The sequence below is a fragment of the Pseudomonas sp. G.S.17 genome, assembly GCF_038096165.1.
Lineage (GTDB): Bacteria > Pseudomonadota > Gammaproteobacteria > Pseudomonadales > Pseudomonadaceae > Aquipseudomonas.
Window position 1 is genome coordinate 554,326 of record NZ_CP151076.1, and the last position, 24,650, is coordinate 578,975.

At 59.2% G+C, this 24,650-nt stretch carries 11 protein-coding genes; 5 read left to right on the forward strand and 6 right to left on the reverse strand.

The window, feature by feature from the left end:
* Positions 1-280: 280 nt before the first annotated feature.
* On the forward strand, positions 281-1,615 hold the full coding sequence (locus tag AABC73_RS02635; protein WP_341520479.1) for an IS110 family transposase: 1,335 nt from the start codon (positions 281-283) through the stop codon (positions 1,613-1,615).
* Positions 1,616-1,759: 144 nt separating this feature from the next.
* Here the strand turns inward: AABC73_RS02635 and mscK are convergent, their stop codons facing one another.
* Together mscK and AABC73_RS02645 are read right to left on the reverse strand one after the other, a co-directional pair.
* Complete coding sequence (gene mscK, locus AABC73_RS02640; RefSeq protein ID WP_341522341.1) at positions 1,760-5,167, reverse strand: mechanosensitive channel MscK; 3,408 nt, start codon at positions 5,165-5,167, stop codon at positions 1,760-1,762.
* 35 nt (positions 5,168-5,202) lie between these two features.
* On the reverse strand, positions 5,203-6,945 hold the full coding sequence (locus AABC73_RS02645) for a potassium/proton antiporter (RefSeq protein WP_341522342.1): 1,743 nt from the start codon (positions 6,943-6,945) through the stop codon (positions 5,203-5,205).
* A gap of 204 nt (positions 6,946-7,149) precedes the next feature.
* On the opposite strand from AABC73_RS02645, the gene AABC73_RS02650 reads away from it, so the two are divergent.
* Positions 7,150-9,777: a DUF6543 domain-containing protein gene (locus tag AABC73_RS02650; RefSeq protein ID WP_341522343.1), complete on the forward strand. Its 2,628-nt coding sequence runs from the start codon at positions 7,150-7,152 to the stop codon at positions 9,775-9,777.
* Positions 9,778-9,872: 95 nt separating this feature from the next.
* Positions 9,873-12,476, forward strand: coding sequence for a DUF6543 domain-containing protein (locus AABC73_RS02655; protein WP_341522344.1), 2,604 nt, complete (start codon positions 9,873-9,875; stop codon positions 12,474-12,476).
* Here the strand turns inward: AABC73_RS02655 and AABC73_RS02660 are convergent.
* The 3 genes from AABC73_RS02660 to putA form a co-directional block, all read right to left on the reverse strand.
* Positions 12,473-14,275: an acyl-CoA dehydrogenase gene (locus AABC73_RS02660; RefSeq protein ID WP_341522345.1), complete on the reverse strand. Its 1,803-nt coding sequence runs from the start codon at positions 14,273-14,275 to the stop codon at positions 12,473-12,475. The two genes, AABC73_RS02655 and AABC73_RS02660, sit on opposite strands and share 4 nt — an antisense overlap.
* 440 nt (positions 14,276-14,715) lie before the next feature.
* Positions 14,716-14,919 carry a DUF3077 domain-containing protein gene (locus AABC73_RS02665; protein WP_341522346.1) on the reverse strand — a complete coding sequence of 68 codons (204 nt, stop codon included), beginning with the start codon at positions 14,917-14,919 and terminating at the stop codon, positions 14,716-14,718.
* Between the two features lie 499 nt (positions 14,920-15,418).
* Entirely contained in the window at positions 15,419-19,372 is a 3,954-nt protein-coding gene (putA, locus tag AABC73_RS02670; protein WP_341522347.1) for a trifunctional transcriptional regulator/proline dehydrogenase/L-glutamate gamma-semialdehyde dehydrogenase, read from the reverse strand.
* 450 nt (positions 19,373-19,822) lie between these two features.
* Between putA and putP the strand changes: the two genes are divergently transcribed.
* Positions 19,823-21,313 carry a sodium/proline symporter PutP gene (putP, locus tag AABC73_RS02675; RefSeq protein WP_341522348.1) on the forward strand — a complete coding sequence of 497 codons (1,491 nt, stop codon included), beginning with the start codon at positions 19,823-19,825 and terminating at the stop codon, positions 21,311-21,313.
* A 180-nt stretch (positions 21,314-21,493) separates the two neighbouring features.
* Here putP and AABC73_RS02680 read toward each other — a convergent pair whose 3' ends face one another.
* Entirely contained in the window at positions 21,494-22,165 is a 672-nt protein-coding gene (locus tag AABC73_RS02680) for a polysaccharide lyase family 7 protein (protein WP_341522349.1), read from the reverse strand.
* A gap of 317 nt (positions 22,166-22,482) precedes the next feature.
* Between AABC73_RS02680 and AABC73_RS02685 the strand changes: the two genes are divergently transcribed.
* The gene (locus tag AABC73_RS02685; RefSeq protein WP_341522350.1) at positions 22,483-24,612 is read left to right on the forward strand and encodes an EAL domain-containing protein; all 2,130 of its coding nucleotides are present in this window, start codon (positions 22,483-22,485) and stop codon (positions 24,610-24,612) included.
* Positions 24,613-24,650 lie beyond the last annotated feature (38 nt).

Here is a 24,650-nt window from a genome sequence, read left to right on the forward strand (position 1 = left end):
CCAGTTGCGAGGTTACCCGTGGCACCGGCTCGTAGGAGATCCCCCGTCGTCCAGACGCCGCGCTGTCGCGCAGCAAACGGGGGATGCGTCTAGCGTTGAAGGTGCGCGCGGGGCAGAGACCGTAGCCCGCACTGGTGTGACAGCACCCGAGTAGGAGAGTGGTCCGCACGGTATCGGCGTGGAGTCATTGTCGGCACAGCTTGCTGTGACCACGTATGAGAGAGTGAATCTTTTCGCCACCGTGTACCCCGCGCGCCCCTTAATCCTGCGAGGAATTCTCATGGCGCGCAAGAACCAGCAGAAACGTTTACGAATTGTTCACGATGACTGTGCGGGCATCGATATTGGCAGTCGTGAGCATTGGGTTGGCGTCGACCCTGATCGATGCGATAACCCGGTGCGCAGTTTTTCCACCTTTACCGACGACTTGCTCGGTTTGGCCGACTGGCTCGAATCGCTAAGTATCAGCGTGGTCGCGATGGAGGCGACCGGGGTTTACTGGATTCCCCTGTTCGAAATTCTGGATGCCCGCGGATTCGACGTCTATCTGGTCAACTCCCGGGCCACACGCCAGATATCGGGCCGTAAATCTGACGTGCTGGATTGCCAGTGGATTTGGCAGCTCATGAGCTATGGCCTTCTGCGGGGGGCCTTCCGACCTTCGGACGCCATCTGCTCCATGCGTTCGATAGTGCGCCAGCGCGCCAATAAAGTTCGCGATCAGGCTCAAACGCTCAACCGTATGCAGAAGGCGTTGAGCCAGATGAATATCCAGCTCGCCAATGTGATCAGCAATATCGCGGGTGTGACGGGAATGAAAATCCTGCGCGCCATTATCGAGGGTGAGCGTAATCCACAAAAGCTGGCCGCTTTTCGAGATCGGCGCATCAAGGCTGATCACGAAACCATTGAGCGCAGTTTACGAGGCAACTGGCGCCTGGAACACCTGCATGCCCTGGCTCAGGAAGTGGCTTGCTACGACTTTCTTGAAGGGCAGATCGCTGAGTGCGACCAAGCGATCAGACAGGTGCTTGAACAATTGCCGACACTCAACGACAAGCCTCAGCCCTCGACCAAGGCGCTGCGCAGTCCGCATCGTTCTTCATCGGAGCAAGCCGGTTTGCATCAGGCTCTCTGGAAAATCATGGGAGTTGATCTGACGGCTATTCCGACCCTCGGCGTAGATACGGCCTTGGTGCTCGCCAGTGAGATCGGCCCTGACTTGTCACGTTTTCCGACATCGGGACACTTTTGTTCCTGGCTGGGTCTTGCGCCCCCGACCCGAATATCAGGCGGTAGACAGCTGCCCGGCAGTGGTCCCAAAGTCCTGAATCGAGCAGCCCAGGCGTTGAAGCAAGCCGCCTCCAATGCGCGCAATGACAAAAGCTTCATCGGTGCCAGCCATCGTTCGCGTTTGGCAAGGATGGACACCAGCTGTGCGATCAAGGCAACCGCCCACCAACTTGCCCGCTTGATCTACGCAATGCTGACCAAAGGCCAGCCTTACGTTGAACAAGGAATGGAGGCTTACGAAGCCAAGACCCAAGACAGGCAGATGCGGGCCTTGCTGCGCAAGGCCCGCAAGTTGGGATTGGAACTGGTGAAAGCTGCGTGATTTTTCTTAGTCAAAACAGTGGGTTATTTTATGTTTGATGAGAGAGTGGCTCGTAGGAGCGGCTTTAGCCGCGAGGGCATCAGCCGCGAGCGTGTGCTCCCGGCTAAAGCCGGTCCTACGGGGATTGTTTTGTAAAACGCCTCTTCAGTCCAGGCGCAGTTCCGGTGGCTCGGGCGCGTCTTTCGGTGCCGGTTTTATCGGCGTGGTGGTCTTGACCGGTTCGTCGGTAGACTCCTGATCGAGCTTGAGCGGCCCGTTTGGATTCGACGGCTCGTCCTCGACTGGCACCAGTTTGTATTCCTGGCCGTGCAGGTTCTTCAGGTAAACCTCCATCTGCCGGAACGAGATGTTGATGTGCTGCTTCTTGAACTCGCTGCTGATGAAGCGGTTGATCTCGTCGAGCACCGGGTTACGGTCGCCCAGATCGCGCACGTGCATGCGCAACTCGTGATCCAGCGTGCTTTCGCCGAAACTCAGGAAGTACACAATCGGCGCCGGGTCTTTCAGGACGCGCGGGTTGTCCTGTGCCGCCTTGAGCAACAGGCGGCGCACCAGTTCCAGATCGGAGCCGTAATCGACGCCGAGCTTGAGGGTTACGCGGGTAATGGTGTCGGTCAGCGACCAGTTGATCAGTTGCCCGGTAATGAAGGTCTTGTTCGGGACGATGATGTCCTTGCGATCAAAATCGGTGATGGTCGTGGCGCGGATGCGGATCTTGCTGACCGTGCCCGACAGGTTGCCGATGGTGATGGTGTCGCCGATACGTACCGGGCGCTCGAAGAGGATCATGATGCCGGAGATGAAGTTGGCGAAGATTTCCTGCATGCCGAAACCCAGGCCGACCGACAGCGCCGCCACCAGCCATTGCAATTTGTCCCAGCTCACGCCGAGTGCCGATAACGTCGAGACGAAACCGACGCCGGCGATGGCGTAGGACAGCAGCGTGGTCGTGGCATAAGCGCTGCCCTGAGCCAGGCTCAGGCGCGACAGCACCAGGACTTCCAGCAGACCGGGCAAGTTGCTGGCCAGGACGAAGGTGATGACGATGATCACCAGCGCGCCAATCATGTCGCCGAGGCTGATCGGCACCATGCTCATGGTCGCGCCGGTGCCGCTGGTGTATTCGTACAGGGTGATGTTGTCCAGGTACGAGAACACGGTGATCAAGTCCGACCACACCCAATACAGCGCGCCGATGAAGCCGGCCAGCAGCGCCAGACGAATCAGGCGCAGGGATTGCTGGTTGACCTGCTCGATGTCCAGCGTCGGCTCTTCGACGACCATATCGCCATCGCCGCTTTCCTTGGCGGCCTGGCGTTTGGCAAGGGCGCGCTGATACGCCAGGCGCCGCGCCGCAACCCCGAGGCCGCGCACGAACGCAGCTTCGACGACCAGCCAGAACATCAGCAGATACAGGGTGTCGATCAAGCGATCGCTGAGTTTCAGCGCGGTGTAGTAATAGCCGAAGCACACCGCGACAAACAGCGCGATGGGCAGGGCGGTAAACGCCAGGCCGACGGCTCTGCGAAACAGCGAAGCATTGTGGTGGGTCGGGCTGACCAGCAGCAGACGACTGAGCAACCAGGCCATCAGACCGTAACAGGCCAGGACCACGCCGATGCCCAGTACGTCGTCGGCCAGCGCGGCGGGTTGATGTTCGGCGACGGCAACCACCGCCACCAACGCCAGAACCACCAGACCCAGGCGGCGAATCCAGCGTTGCAGGAATTCGACCTGCGCCTTTTCCCAACGGAAATGCAGTTGCGCGACGCCGCCCGGCGCCAATATCCGGTAGGCCGTGTAGAACACCAGCCAGGCCAAAGAAATTTGCAGCAATGCCGCGCCCAGATTGGCGTTTTGCCCGCGTGCGTCGATCTGCAGCGCATAGCCGCACAGCGCCAAAGCGAGCGCCAGCGGCATGGCCAGCAGAATATTGATCAGGATCGCCAGCGGCGTCTGCCACTGGCTGTCACGCTTGAAGTGGCCGATGTCGGCGTGCAAGCGGTTGAGCTTGTGGTAGAGCGCCTTGCGCTTCCACGTCAGTACGCCGATCAACAGCAGCAGCGGCAGAAACAGCAGCGGACGTTGGGTCAGGCCGTCGCTCAGCTCGCTGACACTCGATGCCCAAGGTAAAGTCGTGACCTGTTTTTGCAGGCGCGGCCAGATGCCTTGAAACCACTCGATGTCCAGCGGTTTGTTGCTGGGGATCCAGAACATCTGCTCGTCCAGCGTTTCGCGCAGGCTCATGGCGGTGCTGACCAGCTGCTTCTGATTGAGCTGCAGCGTGATGGATTCGTTGAGCAGTGAACTCAACTCGCGGTTCAGGCGCTCCAGCAGATCGCTGCGCGTAGTCGCCATGTCCATGAGGGTTTTGCGCAACAGCGGGGTGACATCTTCAGGCGGCTGAGTGGCCAACAGTTTTTCGACGTAGGACGCCGGGCTGCTCATCTGTTCGCGCTGCTGATTGACCTCGAACTGATACAGGCGGATGTCGGCGATTTCGTCGGCCAGGCCTTTGTCCAGTTGCAGATGCGGCAGTGCCTGTTTCTGCTTGTAGAGGATTTTCGACAGCAGCAGACTGCCGCGCAGCACGTTGATCTGTTCGTCCAGTGCCTGATCACTTTGGGTCAGGTTATCCAGCTGTTGCTTGGTCTTGAGGTTCTGCTGGGTCAGCTCATTGAGGCGGTCGGTGCCGCGCAGCAAGTAGTCGGAGAGTTTGAGGTTGGCGGCGCTTTCGGTGGCCAGCAGGCTGCTGCTGCCGGCTTTTTCCGCTGCCAGGGATTGCTGCGTCACGGTCTGTTGCGACTGGGCGCGACGCTTGTCGTTGATCAGGGTTTGCAGCTCCTGGATTTCCTGCTCCTGACGGGCGACCTTTTCGGTCAGCAAGTCATGCTGGCTGTTGCCCAGATCCTGCAACTGACTGTTGCCCGCCAGTTCCTGGCGACGCAATACCGTCAGCGCATTGATCGCCGCCAGTTCCGCATTGAGCAGGTTGCGCTGTTCGGCGCTGAGGCTTTTGCCGTTGTCCTTGCCCATTTTCAGCAGCGTGTTGATTTGCTGGATGCGCGTCTGGTTGGTGCTGATTTCCGCCTGGGCGCGCTCGGGACGGGTCTGGGCGGTGATCACCAGACTGCTGGCGTCATTCAGGGCTTTTTGCAGATCGCTTTGCTGGGTGCTGCGTTGACTCAGCAGCTGTTCCAGCTGCGGCACGTCCAGATTGTTATAGCGCTGCGCGACGGGGATAACTTTACTGGCCTTCAGGCGCACCAGTTCACGCTGGTTTTCGCCGGTCTGCTTGGGCGCTTCAGCCAGTTGCTGCTTGAGCGACGTCAGCTTCTGCTCGCTTTCGCGCTTGTTGGCCAGAAACGTCAGGGTCTGTTCAAGCACCTGCTGCAAGGCTTTTTGATCGGCGTCCGGCAGTTTGCGGTCGGCGATTTTATCCAGGCTTTGCTGCACCGCTTCGCTGGTGGGCGGGTCAGCAGCCAGAACAGGAAGTGAAGACAGGCACAGGCCGAGCAGAATGGCAGCAAAGAAAGTACGCAGGGGCAACATAGACACCGGTCGAGCTGATCGAATAGAAGGGCAGTTTAGAGGAACAACCCGGGACCCGGGCGGCTTCCTTCCGGGAATCTGACGCCGACTTTGAGGATCTTGTTCCCCTCCATCACGGCAACAGTCCAAATAGTTCCATTCCATTCAATCTGATCGCCGACCACTGGCTCGCCGCGATTCTTCTGCACGATGAACTTGCTCAGCGGCATATTCGAGTCCAGGCCGTCCAGCTTCAGACCATACAAAGCCGCGACCGCGCCCAGCTGGGCGTCGCCTTCGAGAACAAAGTCACCGAAGAAACGCAGATCCAGACCCCGTTGTGGAGCCTGGCTGAACAGTTTGCCCAGCGCTGCCAAGTCATGTTCGTGGCCGATTACGCAGAGCAGATCGCCCACTTCCAGCGTGGTACTACCCGACGGATGGAGCAGTTGCTGACCACGAAACAGCGCCGCGATCCGCGTGCCTTCGGGCATTTTCAGTTCCCGCAGGGCGGCGCCGATGCACCATTTTTCCGCGCCAAGGCGATAAACGAACAGCTCCCACTCGCTGGTCGGATGAACCTCCAGCGGCGCACGGGAGATCGGCGCGGGTTCTGGTGGCACCGTGACTTTCAGCAGTTTGGCCATCCACGGCAGGCTGGTGCCTTGCAGCAGCAAGGACACGAGCACGATGAAGAACGCCAGATTGAAGTACAGCTGCGCATTGGGCAGGTTCGCCATCAGCGGGAACACCGCGAGAATGATCGGCACCGCGCCACGCAAGCCAACCCAGGCGATAAAGGCTTTTTCGCGGCCATGAAAGGCCTTGAACGGCAGCAGGCCGACCATCACCGACAACGGCCGCGCCACCAGGATCATCCACAGCGCCAGGCCCAAGGCGGGGAGGGCGATGGGCAGCAAATCGTGGGGTGTGACCAGCAGGCCCAGCACCAGGAACATGCCGATCTGCGCCAGCCAGGCCATGCCGTCGAGCATATGCAGAATGCCGTGGCGGCTGCGGATTGGGCGATTGCCCATGACCAGACCGCACAGGTACACCGCGAGAAAACCGCTGCCGTGGATGGCGTTGGTCAAGGCAAAGATCGCCAGGCCGCCGGCAATCACCAGGATTGGATACAAGCCGTTGGCCAGATTGATCCGGTTGACCAGTTGCAGCATCAGCCAGCCGCCACCCAGGCCGATGATGCCGCCGATGCCGAATTCGCGAATCAGATGAGTCAGCAGGTTCCATTCCAGACCGGTCTGGCCGCTGGCGAGCATGCCAATCAAAGTGACGGTCAGAAACACCGCCATCGGGTCGTTACTGCCGGATTCGATTTCCAGGCTAGCAGTGACCCGCTCGTTCAGGCCTTTGCCGCCCAGCAGGGAGAACACTGCGGCGGCGTCGGTCGAGCCGACAATGGCGCCGATCAGCAGGCCTTGAATCATGTTCAGGTTGAACAGCCACGCGGCCATCATGCCGGTCAGGCCGGTGGTGATCAGCACGCCAACCGTGGCCAGCGACAGCGCCGGCCAGAGCGCGACCCGGAAACTGGACACCCGCGTACGCAGCCCGCCGTCGAGCAGGATCACTGCCAGCGCGAGGTTGCCCACCAGATACGCCGTGGCGTAGTTGTCAAAAATGATGCCGCCGCCGTCGACGCCCGCGACCATCCCTACCGCCAGGATGATCACCAGAATCGGGATGCCCAAGCGTGACGACAGCGAGCTGACCAGGATGCTTGCCCCAACCAGCAACGCGCCGATCAAGAACACGCTGTTGATGGTCACAGCATCCAAGGGCGGTACTCCAGACAAATATGACGATAAAAAAGATGAGGGCGCGAAATGACCATGCAGTCCGCGTGCCAAGGATTCTAACCTGTTGAATTGGCTGGCTGTCAAAAAAGGTTACAACATTAAAGCGCAGTAAATATATAGGGGCCCGCATCCGCTGTTTTTTGATCACGTGCATGACTTCTCTTTACCCAAGGAACAAATGTCATGCCTGCGATTGGCACCTCTACCCCGACTGCGACTGCCGGGAATCCAGCACTCACCGATGAGCTGCGCCTGAAGAAAATTGCCCTCCAGTACATCGAGGACTACCCGGATGCCCACGGCCTGGCTTACGCCGCCGCGCTGCATATCCTGAAAAAACATACGGGCAAACGCCTGAACCCCGCCAAGGTTTATTGGCATCGATTTAGCGGCGCCGTGAGCAGCAGCCGAACGTTCACCGGTTGGGAGCACTCAGGCACGCCCACCGAATCGATGACCCTCGTCGAATTGGTCATGCATCGCTTCAGTGCCAGGGATCAGGAAGCCTCCGATGAGTTGCAACTCTACGGCGGCTTCTATACCGACGGCCCGCAATACGGGGTCTATGACGAGCGTAACGAAGTGGCCATGCTGCCGCAGGTGGTCTTGCGGGATTTCTGGGAGCTGGACTTCCGTGCAGTTTATGAGCGCAGGATCAACCAGTTCTGGACCACCCACAGCGAGAACTTTCGCACGCTGGGCAAGGCGCACTTCCTGGCTGCGGCTGGGCAGGCGCAACGCAGTGGCGCGTTGTCGGATGTTGACTATCAAACGGTCACGCGCGCGATTGCCGGTTCGCTGCCGCCCGTCATGACCTTGAGCACCTTGCAGGCGCGGGTTGTGCCGCAAGCGGGCATCAGCCTGCGCAGCTTCGATATTGGCAAATATGTCGCCCATGACGTGGTGCGTATTGTCGACAGCCAGGGCGCGCAGATTCTCTACGTGCCGGGTCAGGCACCGGCTTTTCAGCGTTTTGCCAACGCCGACCAGCTGCGCGCCTGGGTGCTGGAGCGTTGCGCAACCGAGGCATCACGAACGGCCTTCACCTTGCATTTTTTCCCTTCGCAAACGGCCAAGGATCAGGATGGCGGCGCGTTTGATCGCTGGATCGGCCAGTTGCAACGCAATGAATGGTCTGACGAAAAGGTCATCAATAGCCTTGATAAAATCATTGCGGGCGATGTGTTCGACCACCTGCGCGAAGGGGCGCAACACAACATGCGCGTGCAGGCGCAGCGGCTGACTTCCAACGCCAGCCTGAACAAACAGATGTGGATCGGTTATCTGAATGCCTTCATCCGCGTATTCGGTGCCGCCGCACCGTTGGGCTGGCCGGTTGCGCTCACGCTGGTGGGCGCTGGGTTGGCCAATGTCGGCTTGAACATTGATCAAGCCGTTAATGGCAATACGCCGGGTCTGCGCAAGGCGGGTGTGCTCGGTGCCGTGTTCAACTCGGTGTTTGTGGCGTTCAACCTGCCAATGCTCGGCGCAATCGGTGCCGAGATGTCTATTGAAGACTGGGTGCCGGTGGCCGACAGCGACGAGTCGCTCGGGGGGCTGGAGGGCAATCTGATTTTGCCCGCTGAAGCACCCAAGGCCGCTGGCGACTTGCAAGGCGTGCATTTGCTCGCCAACGGCGAAACCTGGATCGAAATGCGTGGCGTGCCTTATCGCGTGCTTTACCGCCAGGAGCTGCGCAGCTGGAGCATTGTCGATCCGCAAAACCCCTTTGCCTTCCACGGCGCCAAACCGGTGCGGCTCAATGCGTTTGGCGAGTGGGAATTGCTTGAGCCGCCCAGACTGAAAGGCGGCGCGCCGATGCAGGAAGCGCCTGGCCCGTCGTCAGCACAAGGCACCTCTGGCACGTCTCAGGCGAGCACAACCGCTTCGTTCTGGGACGTTTACATGCGCTTCGATTTGAAGGACGAGCTGCGTCTGTCCAAACTCGCCCGTGCCCGGCAAGAGGCGGTGGTGGATGAAACGATTCGGGATTTCGACCCCGATTCGGACTCCGATTCAGACCTTGAGGAAGATGAGGTCATCACCACCAGCGACGCAGGGGAACGAATCCTCGTCGATGCCTGGGGCGATGAGCACCGCTTGTTCAAGACCGGAGATGAATATGTCGGCGGGCGTATTGCGGACTACACGCAATATGACGGGATGTTCAACAATTACCTGCGCACTGGCGAAGGTGCTTCAGCCGCGCAGGTGCAGTTGATAGAAGAGCTTGTCGAGGATATCGACAGCGTCGGTTACAACAATGATGTGGACTTGTATCGCGGCGGCAGCGGTCTTCGCGGCACTTCGGGGATCGCTTTTCGTTCCGGGAAACTTAAGGTCGGCGATATTCTGGTCAACACCGATTTCACTTCGTTCAGCGAAAATCCCTACCTGGCGCGAGTCTTTTCCAGCAGTCAGGCCGGTACGCAATCCGACGCATTTGAGCGCGAAATGCTCGAAGGCGCGGCGATTACCTTTGACGACACTTCCGTGGTGTTCGAACTGCCGAAGAAGGCCTACCGCAGTGCAACGCCGATTGCCCCGTTTTCCGGCGACTGGCAAGAGGCTGAATCACTTTTCAAGCCCGGCAATTACTTCCAGATCGACAGCATCGAGGAAGTGTCGGGCGAGCATTTCAAATTCATCAAGGTCCGCATGACGGAAAATCACCCGGCGCAAGGCAAAGCCGGTCAGTGGGCAGGCAAGATGTTCGATCTGCGCACGGGCGAACCTTTCAGCCGTGAACTCTATGCAGCGAAGCTCGGCCCGTCAGGCGCGACCTTGCTCGATTTGTTCTTCCCTGATTGAAGTCCGCCGATTGACTCGGAATAAATAATTAGCCCCTGCGGTTATTTCAGACCTGCTCACGTGCATGGCTTTCTCTCCATCAGGACAGCAAAGTCATGCAGACACCCAACCAAAATTTTCGTCAGAACACCGTTGCCAATCGCTACGCCACTGACCAGGAAAAACTCAAGAAAATCGCCCGCGCCTTCATCAAGGACTACCCGGATATTCACGGCCTGGCCTATGCCGAAGCCCGACAGTTGTTATTCAGGCACACCGGCAAATGGCTTGATCCGGATCGCATTTATTGGCATCGCTTTTCCAGCGCGGCCACCAGCCTGGCCACGTTCACTGGCTGGCGACACCTTGGGCCGCCGATTGAGTCGATGACTTTTGTCGAGTTGATGCTGCACCGGTTCAACGTGCAGGATCAGATCGTCTCCGATGAATTGCAGCTGTATGGCGGTTTCTACACTGACGGACCTGGGCATGAGGCGTTCGACGAGCGCAACGAAGTTGCCTTGCTTCCCCGGCAGATTCTCGATGACTTCTGGGCGCTGGATTTCAGCGCCAGGTTCTCGGCCAGGATGGAGCGTTTCTGGACGCTGCACAGTGAAAATTTCCTGACCCTGGCGCGCAGCGGATTTCTCGCCGCCGCCGCGCTGCAGTTACGCAGAGGCGGCCTGAGCGTCGAGCAGTTCAAGGTCGTCCACCAGGCGGTCATTGCCGGGTTGCGACCGGTCATGACGCTGGAGACCCTGCAATCCGCTGCGGCGCCGGATTCAGGATTGACCGTGCATACCTTTGATATTGGCGGTTATGTGTGCGCCGAAAGCGTCCGCATCGTGGATCGCAGCGGGCGCCAGTTTGTTTATTTGCCGGGTGAGGCCGCGGCCTTTCATGTGTTTGCTTCCGAGCAGGCGCTGTATACCTGGGTTCAAGGCCGGCTGAGCGACGCGGCGGCAAGGGCGGCGTTCACGGCGTTGTTCATTCGCTCTGCTGCAAGCCGGCAATTGCAGGGCGCGGCATTTGTCGGCGCGGCCGAGCAGATCGTCAACACGCCCTGGGTCGCGGGGCAATCGTTGATCAATCAGCAGGACGTGGTCATTCGCGGCGATGTATTCGTGTATCTACGCGGGATCGCCCGACAACAAATGCAGGACGACGCGCAGACTCTGCTGACTTCCAACGCCAGTCTGCGCAAGCAAATCTGGATCGGCTATTTGAATGCCTTCCTCAATGTATTCGGCACGTTGGGCCCGCTGGGTTGGCCGATGGCATTGACGCTGGTGGGCGCGGGTGTCGCCAACCTTGCCCTCAATATTGATCAGGCGCTCCATGGTCGTGATGCCCGGCAGCGCAAGACCGGACTGATCGGCTCTGTGTTCAATGCGATATTCGTCGTGTTCAACCTGCCGATTCTGCTGGGGTTGATCAGGGCCGCACGTTCGGGGTCGACCGGGCCTGGTGGCGGCGGATTGCCTGCCGGCACGCCAGCCTCCGCCGAAAACATTCCAATGGTCGAGCTTAATCCGGTGTCGCCGGAGACTGAAAGTGCCGATGCAGCGATGCGTGGCATTCAGATGCTGAGCAATGGTGAATCCTGGATCAGCCTCGACGACATGCCGCATCGGGTCATCTTCAACGAAGAGCTGCGCTACTGGACCCTGACCGATCCTGCCGATCCTTCGACGAGCGAAACTGGGCGGGCGGTGCGCCTGAATGCCAGGGGCGAATGGGAGTTGCTCGAATCCGGCCCGCGCCCGCCGCCGCTGATCGAGAGCGATGTGCGCAATGAGCTGACACCCAGCCCGTTGCTGACCGTTCGCTCGTCTTTCTGGGATGTGCACATGGCGTTCAATCTTGAGGAAGAAGAACGCCTTTCACAGATTGGCCTGGCCCGGCAAAAGGCAGCCATGCACCTGCCGGAGCTGGGCCCTGATGATCAGGTCATGCAAGACCCCCAAGGCACCCGGTTCTTCATCGACGAGTGGGGAGATGTTCATCATGTGTTCAAGAAGGCTGACGGCACCTATGTCGGCGGGCGCATAGAGCTGTATACGACCCGGGATTCGAGCTTCAACCAGTATTTGCGCACCGGGGTTGTCGAGGCTCTGAGCCAGATTGACCTCATCGACGAACTGGCGGATGACCTGCAGGTAATCGGGCTGGATAACAGCGTCACGTTGTATCGGGGTGGCAGCGATATGCGTGGCACTTCGGGGCGTTTCTTTCGCAACGGACAGATCAAGGCCGGGGACGTGCTGGTCAGCACCGATATCGCCTCGTTCAGTGAAAATCCGTATATCGCCCGTGCCTTTTGCAGCAGCCAGGCCGGTCATCATTCAGCGGGTTACGCGACCCTTGGGGCTTCGGCGGGGTTCGACGACTCCTCTGTGGTTTTCGAGTTGCCTGCCAGGCATTACCTGGGTGCAACGCCGGTTGCGGTTTTTTCCAACGAGCCGGATGAAGTGGAATCTATATTCATGCCCGGTCGCTATTTCCTGATTGATGGCATTCAGGAGGTGTCGGGCCTCAACTACAAGTTCGTCAAGGTGCGCCTGACCGAAATTCCAGAACCCAAAGCCTGGCACAGGCTTTATGACCTGCGCACCGGCGAGCCCTTCAGTCGCGAACGCATTGTCGCCAAACTGGGCGAGGAGGGCAGGAAGCTGGTCGACCGTTTCTTCCCGGTGAATCCGCGAGGGTTGAGCGTCTAGAACCATTCATCCTGCATCGCCAGGCACGTGTCATCACGGGCTTCGAGAAGCGCCAACTCGTGATGGCAGCCCGGTACTTCCCACGTCAGGAAGTACCGGGCCGCCTGCAACTTGCCTTTATAGAAATCCGCATCTGCCGGGTTACCTGCCGCCAGACCCTGCTCGGCGCGAATGGCTTGCTCCAGCCAGCGCCAGCCAATCACCGCATGGCCGAAGGCCTTCAGGTACAGCGCCGAATTCGCCAGCGTCGACGTGACCTTGCCTTGAGCCAGATCGCTCAGTAAACCCAGCGTCACCGTTTGCAGGCGTGTCACCAGTTGCTCCAGCGGTGCGCGCAATGCATTCAGGTTTTCGTGGGATTTGGCCCGTTCACAGGTTTCGGCAATCAGCCGGATCAATTGCTTGAGCCCGGCGCCACCGTTTTGCGCCAGCTTGCGGCCCAGCAAATCCAGGGACTGGATGCCGTGCGTGCCTTCATGAATCGGGTTCAAACGGTTGTCGCGGTAATACTGCTCCACCGGGTATTCGCGGGTGTAGCCATGACCGCCGAGAATCTGGATGGCCAGCTCGTTGGCCTTCAGGCAGAACTCCGACGGCCAGGATTTGACGATGGGCGTCAGCAGGTCGAGCAGTTCCTGCGCCTGCTGGCGAGCCTCTTCGGTTTCGCCTGTGGTGGTGTCATCGAATAAACGCGCGGCATATAAACCCAGATCGAACGCGCCTTCGACGTAGGCCTTTTGGGTCAACAACATGCGCCGCACGTCCGCGTGCGCAATGATCGCCACCGGCGCGCTGTCCGGGCTTTTGTTGTCCGGCAGGCGACCTTGCGGGCGTTGCCGGGCGTAATCCAGCGAATACAGATAACCCGCATAGCCGAGCATGACCGCACCCATGCCGACGCCGATGCGCGCTTCGTTCATCATCTGGAACATGTAGCTCAAGCCCTGATGCGGCTTGCCCACCAGATAGCCGACACACGCGCCGTTATCGCCGAAGTTGAGCGCCGTGGACGTCGTGCCGCGCCAGCCCATCTTGTGAAACAGCCCGGCCAGCAGCACGTCGTTGCGCGGGCCAAGGCTGCCGTCGTCGTTGACCAGAAACTTGGGCACGATGAACAGCGAAATACCCTTCACTCCGGCTGGCGCGTCCGGCAGCTTGGCCAGCACCATGTGCACGATGTTTTCCGACAGGCCGTGATCGCCGCCGGAGATAAAAATCTTGTTGCCGCGCAGGCGATACGTGCCGTCTTCAGCGGGCTCGGCGCGGGTGCGGATGTCCGACAGCGACGACCCGGCGTGAGGTTCGGTCAGCGCCATGGTGCCGAAGAACCGGCCTTCGATCATTGGCTGCAGGAAGCGTTGTTTCTGCGCGTCGCTGCCAAAGCTTTCGATGAGGTTGGCGGCGCCCATGGTCAGGAACGGATACGCCGTCGATCCGGCATTCGCTGCCTGAAAATGCGCGAAGCAGGCTTGAGACAGCAGCGTTGGCAACTGCATGCCGCCATCCTCGAAACTGCGCGTCGCGTTGAGAAACCCGGCGTCGAGAAACGCATCGACGGCTGGCTTGACCTCAGGAATCAGCACCGCCTCGCCATCTTCATAACGCGGCTCGTTTTCATCCGCCTTGCGGTTGTGCGGCGCGAAATACTTCTCGGCAATCGTGCGCGCCGTGCCAATGGCCGCATCGAACGTCTCACGCGTGTGCTCGGCAAACCGCTCTCGCCGGATCAAAGCCTCGGCGTCGAGCACTTCATACAGCTCGAAAGCCAGATTGCGCGAACAGAGCAGCGTCTCGGACATGGCGACAAAACCTTTTGTGGGAATGCGTCGAGTCTAGGTTTGAAGGGCAGGGGTGAACAGGAAGATTGATTTGGGTGATGGTGGGGAAACGGTTGTAACCGAGTTCCCGTAGGACCGGCTTTAGCCGGGAGGGGTAGGCAACTCAGCGCGTTTGCATCGTCAGAAATACCGCCCTCCCGGCTGAAGCCGGTCCTACGAATCGCATTTTCAGCGCGCTTCGACAGTAACCAACGACCATCTCAATCAGGTGCACGGCCCGGAATGGCGGTGTAGAACATCAAACCCGTTGGATTGCATTTCAGCGTAGGAGGGGACTTGTCCCCGAAGGCGGTCGCTCAGGCGGCATTAACTTTCCGGATTTTCTTCGTCAGGACAATCGCATTCGGGGACAAGTCCCCTCCTACCGATCTTTAGCAGTTGGCTCGTACATGTCGTTCGAGTTAGCGCGCTTCGACACTTACCAACGACCGATCCAGCTCCGTTCTGGCCATTTCAATCAGGTGCACGGCCGAGAAGGCCAGGTCGCGTTTCGGGCCGTTGAGGCTGTCGCCGGTTTCGTAGGCGGTTGCCGCAGCGCAACGCAGCAGGTCGCTGACGTGGAGGAGGGATTGTTCGAGTGTTGTTTCGGATGATGCTTTGTTCATTGTTTGCTCCTTGGATTTAGCGGAGCCACCGGATATTCGCTGCTAACCGAATAGAGGTGGCGGCTTTGTCGCGGGTTAGCAGACCAGGTATCCAAGGCAACCCAGCGCACTCGAAAGTGCCCCGCGCAAAGCCGCCATAGAGCGGCACTTGCGAGCCTTGGATATTGGACAGGCTGCTAAACCCGATCACTGATGTTCAGCGACCGACGCAGACTAGAGCCTCAAAATCCCCGGCGCAAGCGGTCAGGATTCTCTCGGAAAGTTCACGCATAAGAAAGGGAAAAGACACCGGCAGGGCGGTGTAGGAAAGGGTGTTTTGTTAGCTGAGGTAACGATTTTTTCGGGTCGGGCTCGAATCCCGTTGGAGCGAGGCTTGCCCGCGAAGAGGCTAATACATCCGCTGCATCTCTGCCGGATGAACAATTGCTTTCGCGGGCAAGCCTCGCTCCAACGGATCCAGGGATCACCCCCACCCAGCGGTGAGGGTTTTTCAAACGCTTTACCCAATCGTCATCAAGCTCGCATTACCACCCGCCGCAGCGGTGTTGACGCTCAATGCGCGTTCGATCACCAGACGTTCCAGTGCCACGTTGGTTTCGCCGTGGGACAGGCCGTTGACGCCGACAATGGCGCCAGCGCGTTGGGCCACTTGCTGGCAAACCGAACGCAGTTGATCGGAGTCGCCGTGGTGCAGAACCGCGTCGATGATCACCTCGTCCTTGGTCCAGTCGGCAACCAGCTTGATCCGCGCTTGCACGTCTTTGGGCAGGCGAGTGCGCAGGGTTTTGCTCAGCTCGTTGTCCGGCCAGATCGCCGTGCTGCCCACTGCCAGAACCGCAGCCAGTTGGGTCAGCAAATCGCTTTCGACGTCCGCCAGGCACAGCACGTGTTCCCGAGGCAGGATGCTGTAGCTGTTGCGCTCGCCGGTCGGGCCGCTCAGCAAACGGGTGATGCCGCTTTGCGATTGCTCGGCAAACTGGCTGCACAGCGCGTCCAGTTCCGGCTGCTGATTGCTGGCAGCCCAGGCTTTCAAGGCTTGCAGCGGTTTGCTCAGGACTTCGCGCATCCGCGTATCCGGCGCCGTCAGGGCGTCGCCGCGCACAAAGGATTGCTCGATGGCATCCACCGGGCGCGTCGACAGCAGGCGATACAGATACAACGGCCCGCCAGCTTTCGGACCGGTGCCGGACAAGCCTTCGCCGCCAAACGGCTGCACGCCGACCACGGCACCCACGATGTTGCGGTTGACGTAGACGTTACCGGCGTTGACGTTGTCGATGACCTTGGCGATCGTCTCGTCGATGCGGGTATGCACGCCGAGGGTCAGGCCGTAGCCGGAAGCGTTGATCTGACCGATCAGTTGATCCAGCTCTTTACGCTTGTAACGCACCACGTGCAGCACCGGGCCGAAGATCTCCCGTTGCAGTTCGTCGAAGCTTTCCAGCTCGATCAGGGTTGGCATCACGTAAGTGCCGCGCTTGATTTCGGCGCTGTCGGCGATGGCCACCTGATAGACCGTGCGACCTTTGTCGCGCATGGCCTGGATGTGTTTGTCGATGCCGGCCTTGGCTTCGGCGTCGATCACCGGGCCGATGTCCACGGACAGGCGTTCCGGGTTACCAAGGCGGCATTCGGCCATGGCACCTTTGAGCATTTCGATGACGCGATCTGCGGAATCTTCCTGCAAGCACAGCACGCGCAGGGCCGAGCAGCGTTGCCCGGCACTGTCGAACGCCGAGGACACCACGTCGATGACCACTTGTTCAGTTAGCGCCGAGGAATCGACGATCATCGCGTTCTGGCCGCCGGTTTCGGCGATCAACGGGATCGGGCGACCTTGTGAATCCAGGCGACCGGCGACGTTGCGTTGCAGCAGCCGCGCCACTTCGGTGGAGCCGGTGAACATCACGCCTTTGACCCGATCATCACCGACCAGACGCGCGCCGACGGTTTCGCCGCGACCCGGCAACAACTGCACGACGCCTTCAGGAATCCCGGCTTCGAGCAGGATACGCACGGCTTGTGCGGCCACCAACGGAGTTTGTTCGGCAGGTTTGGCCAGGACCGGGTTACCGGCGGCAAGCGCTGCGGCGACCTGACCGCTGAAAATCGCCAGCGGAAAGTTCCACGGGCTGATGCAAACCACCGGACCCAGCGGGCGGTGCGCATCATTGGTGAAATCGTTGCGGGCCTGCACGGCGTAGTAGCGCAGGAAATCCACGGCTTCGCGTACTTCGGCGATGGCGTTGGCGAAGGTCTTGCCGGCTTCACGGGCCAGCAGGCCCATCAGTGGCTGGATCTCGGCTTCCATCAAGTCGGCGGCGCGCTCGAGAATCGCGGCGCGTTCGGCAGGCGGCGTGGCTTGCCAGATGGGGCCGGCATTCAGCGCGCATTGCAGCGCATTGTCGACATCTTCCAGGCTGGCTTCCTGCACATGACCGACCACGTCGCGCAAGTCGGACGGGTTCAGCACGGGAGCCGATACACCTTCGCTCGCCGGGATGCCCAGCATCGGGCCGGCTTTCCAGTCGTTGTGCGCGGTGGCCAGCAACGCCGAGGACAGCGAACCCAGACGGTGTTCGTTGGCCAGATCGATGCCGCTGGAGTTGGCGCGTTCTGCACCGTACAAATCACGCGGCAGCGGGATACGCGGGTGTGGCAGGCCGAAACCGCCTTCCTGCGTCGCCATCTGCTCGATCTGGTTCACTGGATCGGCCACAAGCTCCTGAATGGAGATGGATTGATCGGCGATGCGGTTGACGAACGAGGTGTTGGCGCCGTTTTCCAGCAGACGACGCACCAGATACGCCAGCAGCGTTTCATGGGTGCCGACCGGAGCGTACACGCGACACGGACGGTTCAGCTTGCCATCGGAGACTTTGCCTACAACCTGTTCGTAAAGCGGCTCGCCCATGCCGTGGAGGCACTGGAATTCGTACTGGCCGGGGTAATAGTTCTGACCGGCAATGTGGTAAATGGCCGACAAGGTATGGGCGTTATGCGTGGCGAACTGCGGGTAGATGACTTCCGGCACCGAAAGCAGTTTGCGCGCACAGGCAATGTAGGAAACGTCGGTGTACACCTTGCGGGTGTAGACCGGATAACCTTCCAGGCCTTCAACCTGGGCGCGTTTGATTTCGCTGTCCCAGTACGCGCCTTTCACCAGACGAATCATCAGGCGATGGCGGCTGCGACGGGCCAGGTCAATCACGTAGTCGATCACATACGGGCAACGCTTTTGATAGGCCTGGATCACGAAGCCGATGCCGTTCCAGCCGGTCAGCTGCGGCTCGAAACACAGGCGCTCCAGCAGATCCAGCGACAGCTCAAGGCGGTCGGCTTCTTCGGCGTCGATGTTCAGGCCGATGTCATATTGCTTGGCCAGCAGGGTCAGCGACAGCAGGCGCGGGTACAACTCTTCCATCACGCGCTCGTACTGCGCGCGGCTGTAGCGCGGGTGCAGTGCCGACAACTTGATGGAAATGCCCGGGCCTTCATAAATCCCACGGCCATGGGACGCTTTGCCGATGGAGTGGATGGCTTGTTCGTAGGACGCCAGGTACTTCTGCGCGTCGTGTTCGGTCAGCGCCGCTTCGCCAAGCATGTCGTAGGAATAACGGAAGCCTTTGGCTTCGAACTTGCTGGCGTTGGCCAGGGCTTCGGCGATGGTTTCGCCGGTGACGAACTGCTCGCCCATCAAGCGCATGGCCATGTCCACGCCTTTGCGGATCATCGGCTCGCCGCTCTTGCCGATGATGCGGCTCAGGGAGGAAGTCAGGCCTGTTTCATTGTGAGTGGCGACCAGTTTGCCAGTCAGCAGCAAGCCCCAGGTTGCCGCGTTGACGAACAGCGACGGGCTGTTGCCCAGGTGCGGATGCCAGTTGCCGGTGCTGATCTTGTCGCGAATCAGCGCGTCGCGGGTGCCTTTGTCCGGGATGCGCAGCAACGCTTCGGCCAGGCACATCAGCGCCACGCCTTCCTGGGACGACAGGGAAAATTCCTGCAACAGACCTTGAACAATGCCTGCACGGCCGCCAGCGCTTTTCTGATTGCGCAGTTTTTCAGCAATCGAAGCCGCCAGCTTGTTAGTTGCTTCAGCCATCGACACCGGCAGACGCGCCTGCTCGATGAGCATCGGTACGACTTCCTGCTCAGGGCGGCGATAAGCGGAGGTGATCGCGGCTCGCAGCACGGATTGGGGCAGGATGCTTTCAGCGAATTCAAGGAAGCATTGATGCGCAGCGTCGATTGGCAGTTCGCCATGGTCGTCGCCGTCTTTGCTGATCAAGCCGTTGAGTTCAGAAAGGGTTGCACCACCTTCGAGCTTTTCCAGATAGTTGAAAATCGCCTGCTTGATCAACCAATGCGGCGTGCGGTCGATGGAGTGGGCGGCGGCTTTCAATCGCTCGCGGGTCGGGTCGTCGAGTTTGACACCCAGAGTGGTGGTCGCCATGTGCTGTCCTCATTTTCGCCACTTTGGGTGTGGCCGTGGTTGTCGGACAAGATTAGCGATGCAATGGTCGAGGTGCAACCGGGTGCAACCCTTTTTCCATTGATTATTTCTTCCTTTGCCAGTAAATGAAATTTCTGGTCATCCCGGTGCACGATCTCGAGGCTTTTTGCCAGGGGAAACCCGTTGTTTGCGCCAAAGCAGGGCGAAAATATGTAAATTGCCGGCTGGTCGAAAAGGTGCAACTTATCTGAAAATAAGGGTTGCACCTGATTCCCCTTGTTGAATAGGATTCGTTGTCTCGGTGCAATCGCACTTGAAGCCGCACGAACGGCCGTCGTTTTCCTGTGGAGAACGCAGTCAGTACAGCCGTCTGCAATCAATGTTCTGAAGCTGGTGCATTGGTCACGAGATCAGTCGGCGTCTATAAAAACAATGCCAGGGCAGAATTCAATGAGTGTCAGCAATCCCACCCTCATCACCTTCGTGATCTACATCGCGGTGATGGTATTAATTGGCCTTATGGCTTATCGCTCCACCAATAACCTCTCGGATTACATCCTCGGTGGCCGCAGCCTGGGCAGTTTCGTTACTGCACTTTCGGCTGGCGCATCGGACATGAGCGGCTGGTTGCTCATGGGCTTGCCTGGCGCCATCTACATGTCCGGCCTGTCGGAAAGCTGGATCGCCATTGGCCTGATAGTCGGGGCTTATCTGAACTGGCTGTTCGTGGCCGGTCGTCTGCGCGTGCAGACCGAACACAACGGCGACGCCTTGACCCTGCCGGACTACTTCACCAGCCGTTTCGAAGACACGAGTGGCCTGCTGCGCATCATTGCGGCGGTGGTGATTCTGGTGTTCTTCACTATCTATTGTGCTTCCGGGATTGTGGCTGGCGCGCGGTTGTTTGAAAGCACCTTCGGCATGTCCTACGAAACTGCTTTGTGGGCGGGCGCTGCGGCGACGATTGCCTACACCTTCGTGGGTGGTTTCCTGGCCGTCAGCTGGACTGACACTGTTCAGGCAACCTTGATGCTCTTCGCCTTGATCCTCACGCCGATCATCGTCTTGCTGGCCACCGGTGGCATTGATGCGACCTTCCTGGCCATCGAAGCCAAGGACCCGGGCGCGTTCGACATGTTCAAGAACACCACGTTCATCGGCATCATTTCCCTGATGGGCTGGGGTCTTGGCTACTTCGGTCAGCCGCATATCCTGGCGCGGTTCATGGCTGCCGATTCGGTGAAGTCCATCGCCCGCGCCCGTCGCCTCTCCATGACCTGGATGATCCTGTGCCTGGGTGGCACCGTAGCCGCTGGTTTCTTCGGTATCGCTTACTTCTCGGCGCATCCGGAAGTTGCCGGTCCAGTCGCTGAAAACCCGGAGCGGGTATTCATCGAACTGGCCAAGCTGCTGTTCAACCCGTGGATCACCGGTGTGCTGCTGTCGGCAATTCTTGCCGCTGTCATGAGTACGTTGAGCTGCCAGTTGCTGGTGTGCTCCAGCGCCCTGACCGAAGACTTCTATAAAGCCTTCCTGCGCAAAAAAGCTTCCCAGACCGAACTGGTATGGGTCGGCCGCGCCATGGTGCTGCTGATTGCAGTGATCGCGATTCTGCTGGCGGCCAACCCGGCAAACCGCGTGCTGGGCCTGGTGAGCTACGCCTGGGCTGGCTTCGGTGCTGCGTTTGGTCCGGTGGTGCTGATCTCGGTACTGTGGAAAGGCATGACCCGCAACGGCGCACTGGCCGGAATTCTGGTGGGTGCCATCACCGTGATCGTCTGGAAGAACTTCAGCATCTGGGGCTTGTACGAAATCATCCCCGGTTTCCTCTTCGCCAGCATCGCCATCGTCGTCTTCAGCCTGATGGGCAAAGGTCCATCGGTTGGCATGCAGACGCGTTTTGCACTGGCCGAAAAAGAGTTCCGGGATGCAACGCGTTAATCCGCTGACGTAAAAACGGTAGGAGCCAACAAGTTGACTCCTACCGTTTCAGCAGCAGCGCCGCAATTCCAACGTGGGACCGGATTTATCCGGGAAGAGGCCAGTGCAGCCAACTCACATTTTCAGAGTTGGCTGCACTGGCCCCTTCGCGAGCAAGCTCGCTCCCACAACCGCAGTTTCTCAAGTCTTGTTGTGATCAATATCCAGGTTATAGAAGGTCGCTTTACCGCCTTCATTGCTATAGCCGGAATGATCCTGCGTATACACGCCCGCTTTGAAATACAACGGTTTGTCGCGCCAGGTGGCGCTGATGGGCGTGTTCCAGTTCATGTTTCTGGCGCTGATGCTCAGCTGCCCGCCGGGGCTGAGGTGGATGATGTATTTGAATTTCTCATTCAGCGGCACGCCTTCGGCGATCTGGACGACACGGGCTTTCTTGTCGTCGAAGCGGTTGCGCACCTTGGCGACGATGTTCCCCGATCCGGTGCTCTCTTTGTACTGATACTCGACCTTCAGCATGGGCTCGGTGCTGTTATAGGCGTGGATCTGGCCGATAACGATTTTGCCCGAGGATGGAACTTGATTGACTTCCAGAGTGGCGTTCAAATAGTTGTCGGCGTCGGGATATAGCCAGTTATGCAGCGAGCCGTCCGACCAGGTTTCGCGCAATTCGCTGCGCGGGTAAATGGCGTTGGCGGTGCGTGCTCCGGTGACCGGCGCCCAGAAGAAAATCGAGCCGGAACCCGAGTTGAAATACTTGCCGTCGTAGCCTTTGACCAGCTGCGCAGTTTCGATGGTCTTCGGCGGCGAGCCTACCGGGATGCTCAGATTCCAAGAGGAAAGATCAATCATTTTTTCAGTCGTCCACTATGTCTCATTGCCAGCACCAAGCGTCTAGCTCGCGGCTTTGGGGTTATTGGTTATACGGTCTGAAAAACTGTTTGTTAATGGAATTTTGTCGAACGTCTGACGTCAAAGTGCCGCCATTTTTGCCGCGCGGCCGACTGGGTAAGGCTTCCAGAGATCTACCGTTAGTCGGGTGGCGTTCAGTTTAGAGGTGGCATTTGGCTATCTTGCTTCTGGTTTTTCCCGGACGGGGCTAGAGTGAAAGTCATTCGGATGAGGGGAACTCCCGATTCCCTGGCGTCAGGCCACAAAAGAGAAGCAGCATGGAATGCGCGCAACCCAAGCCAGGTGATGGCTGTTCGGTTTTGTTAGTCGTTGATGACTATCCGGAAAATCTGGTGACGATGCGTGCCGTCCTCAATCGTCAGGATTGGTGCATCGTTACTGCAAGTTCCGGGATAGAAGCGCTGTCGATCCTTCTCGAAAGAGAGGTGGATCTGGTGCTGCTCGACGTTCAGATGCCCGGAATGGATGGCTTCGAAGTGGCACGCCTGATGCGCGGCAGCCAACGAACGCGGCTGACGCCGATTATCTTTCTTACCGCCAATGAGCAGTCACGGGATGCCGTCCACAAGGGCTACGCCAGTGGCGCGGTGGACTACCTGTTCAAACCCTTCGATCCCCACGTCCTCAAGCCCAAAGTGCAGGCATTGCTGGAGCAGCAGCAAAATAGCCGCGCCCTGCAAAAGCTGTCGCTGGAGCTGGAGGAGGCCAGGGCGTTCAATGCGTCGGTGCTGGACAATATCGACGAAGGCATCCTGGTCATCAATGAGAAAGGCCTGATCAACTTCGCCAACCCTGCGATTTGCGGTTTGCTCGGCGCCGATGCCGAGCAATTGTGCGGGACTTCGCTGCTCGACTACCTGACCGAGCCGAAGGTGGTGGACTGGCACGAGTCGGGTTTTTATCGCCACTACCGCAGCGGCGAATCCTATCGATTGCATGACGCGAGCCTGCGCACGACATCCGGTTGCCAGCTGCCAGTAGCGATGTCATGCGCGCCATTGCCGGTGGAGCGCAAAGCCATGGTATTGAGCATTCGGGATATGTCTGTGGTACGCGATCTGTATCGCCAGCTGGAACAGCAGGCGGTCACCGACACCTTGACCGGGCTGCTCAATCGCCGTGGTTTCTACCAGACCGTCGAAGGCATGCTGTTGCGCAACGAGCAGGCCGGGAAGTTTCTGGTGCTGCTTTACCTCGATCTGGATGGCTTCAAGCGCATCAATGATTCCCTTGGTCACGATGCTGGCGATCAGGTGCTGCTCTGGGTTTCCCAGCAGCTCAAGGAATGCATGCGCCCGTATGACGTGCTGGCGCGCATGGGCGGCGACGAGTTTACCGTGGTCATCGACGGTCTGGACTTCCCCGAGCACGCCGCCAAAGTCGCGGAAAAACTCATTGAGCGCGTATCGCTGCGCCGACAGGTCGACGGCCTGGACATTACCCTGGGCGCGAGCATCGGCATTGCGACTTTCCCGGACTGCGGCGCCAATCTGGACGGTCTGCTGCGTGCGGCGGATATCGCCATGTATGAAGCCAAGCGCGCCGGACGTCAGCAATACCGTTTCTTCGACCAGGAAATGAACGGCCGCGCCCGTTCACGGCTGATGTTGGAGGAAAGCGTACGCACGGCCATCGATGGCAAAGATTTTTCCATGGTCTATCAGCCTCAGGTCTTCATCGAAAGTGGCCGCCTGCGGGGCTTCGAAGCGCTGTTGCGCTGGCAGCATCCGAGTGCCGGCGACGTACCGCCGGGGCTGTTTATCCCGTTGCTGGAAGAAACCCGTTTGATCACCAAGCTCGGTGGCTGGATTTTCGAGCAGGGCGCGGCGCAGCGTAAGCGCTGGAACGAAATCTTCGATGCCAATCTGGTGCTGAGCGTCAGCGTCAGTTTCACGCAGTTCAGCATGCCCAACCTGGCGTCCGAGTTGCAGCGGGCGATGCAGCGTTTTGATCTGAAACCGGGTCAGCTTGAGGTCGAGATCACCGAAAGCTCCCTGGTGCATAACCTGAATCACAGTCGCATGCAGATCCAGTTGCTGCATGACATTGGCGTTCGCGTGGCGCTGGATGACTTCGGCGTGGGCGAGTGCTCGCTGTCGCATTTGCGCAATCTGGACATCGACACCTTGAAGATCGACCGGCATTTCGTTGCCAGCATGCTTGGCTCGGTGCGCGACCTGGCGGTTGCCAGAAGCATCATCGAGCTGTGTCGCAATCTGGATGTGCTGGTCATTGCCGAAGGCGTGGAAACCATCGAGCAATACCAGTGGCTCAAGGACAATGGCTGCCAGTTGATTCAAGGGTTTCTGGTAGCGCATCCGATGATCGCCGAAGACGCCTTGCTCTTCCCGCAGCCGTTTGACTGGCAAGGGCTAAAACTCCGCTGAGTTCTGTACACTGCCGTCTTTTGCATTTTGCCCTTGAG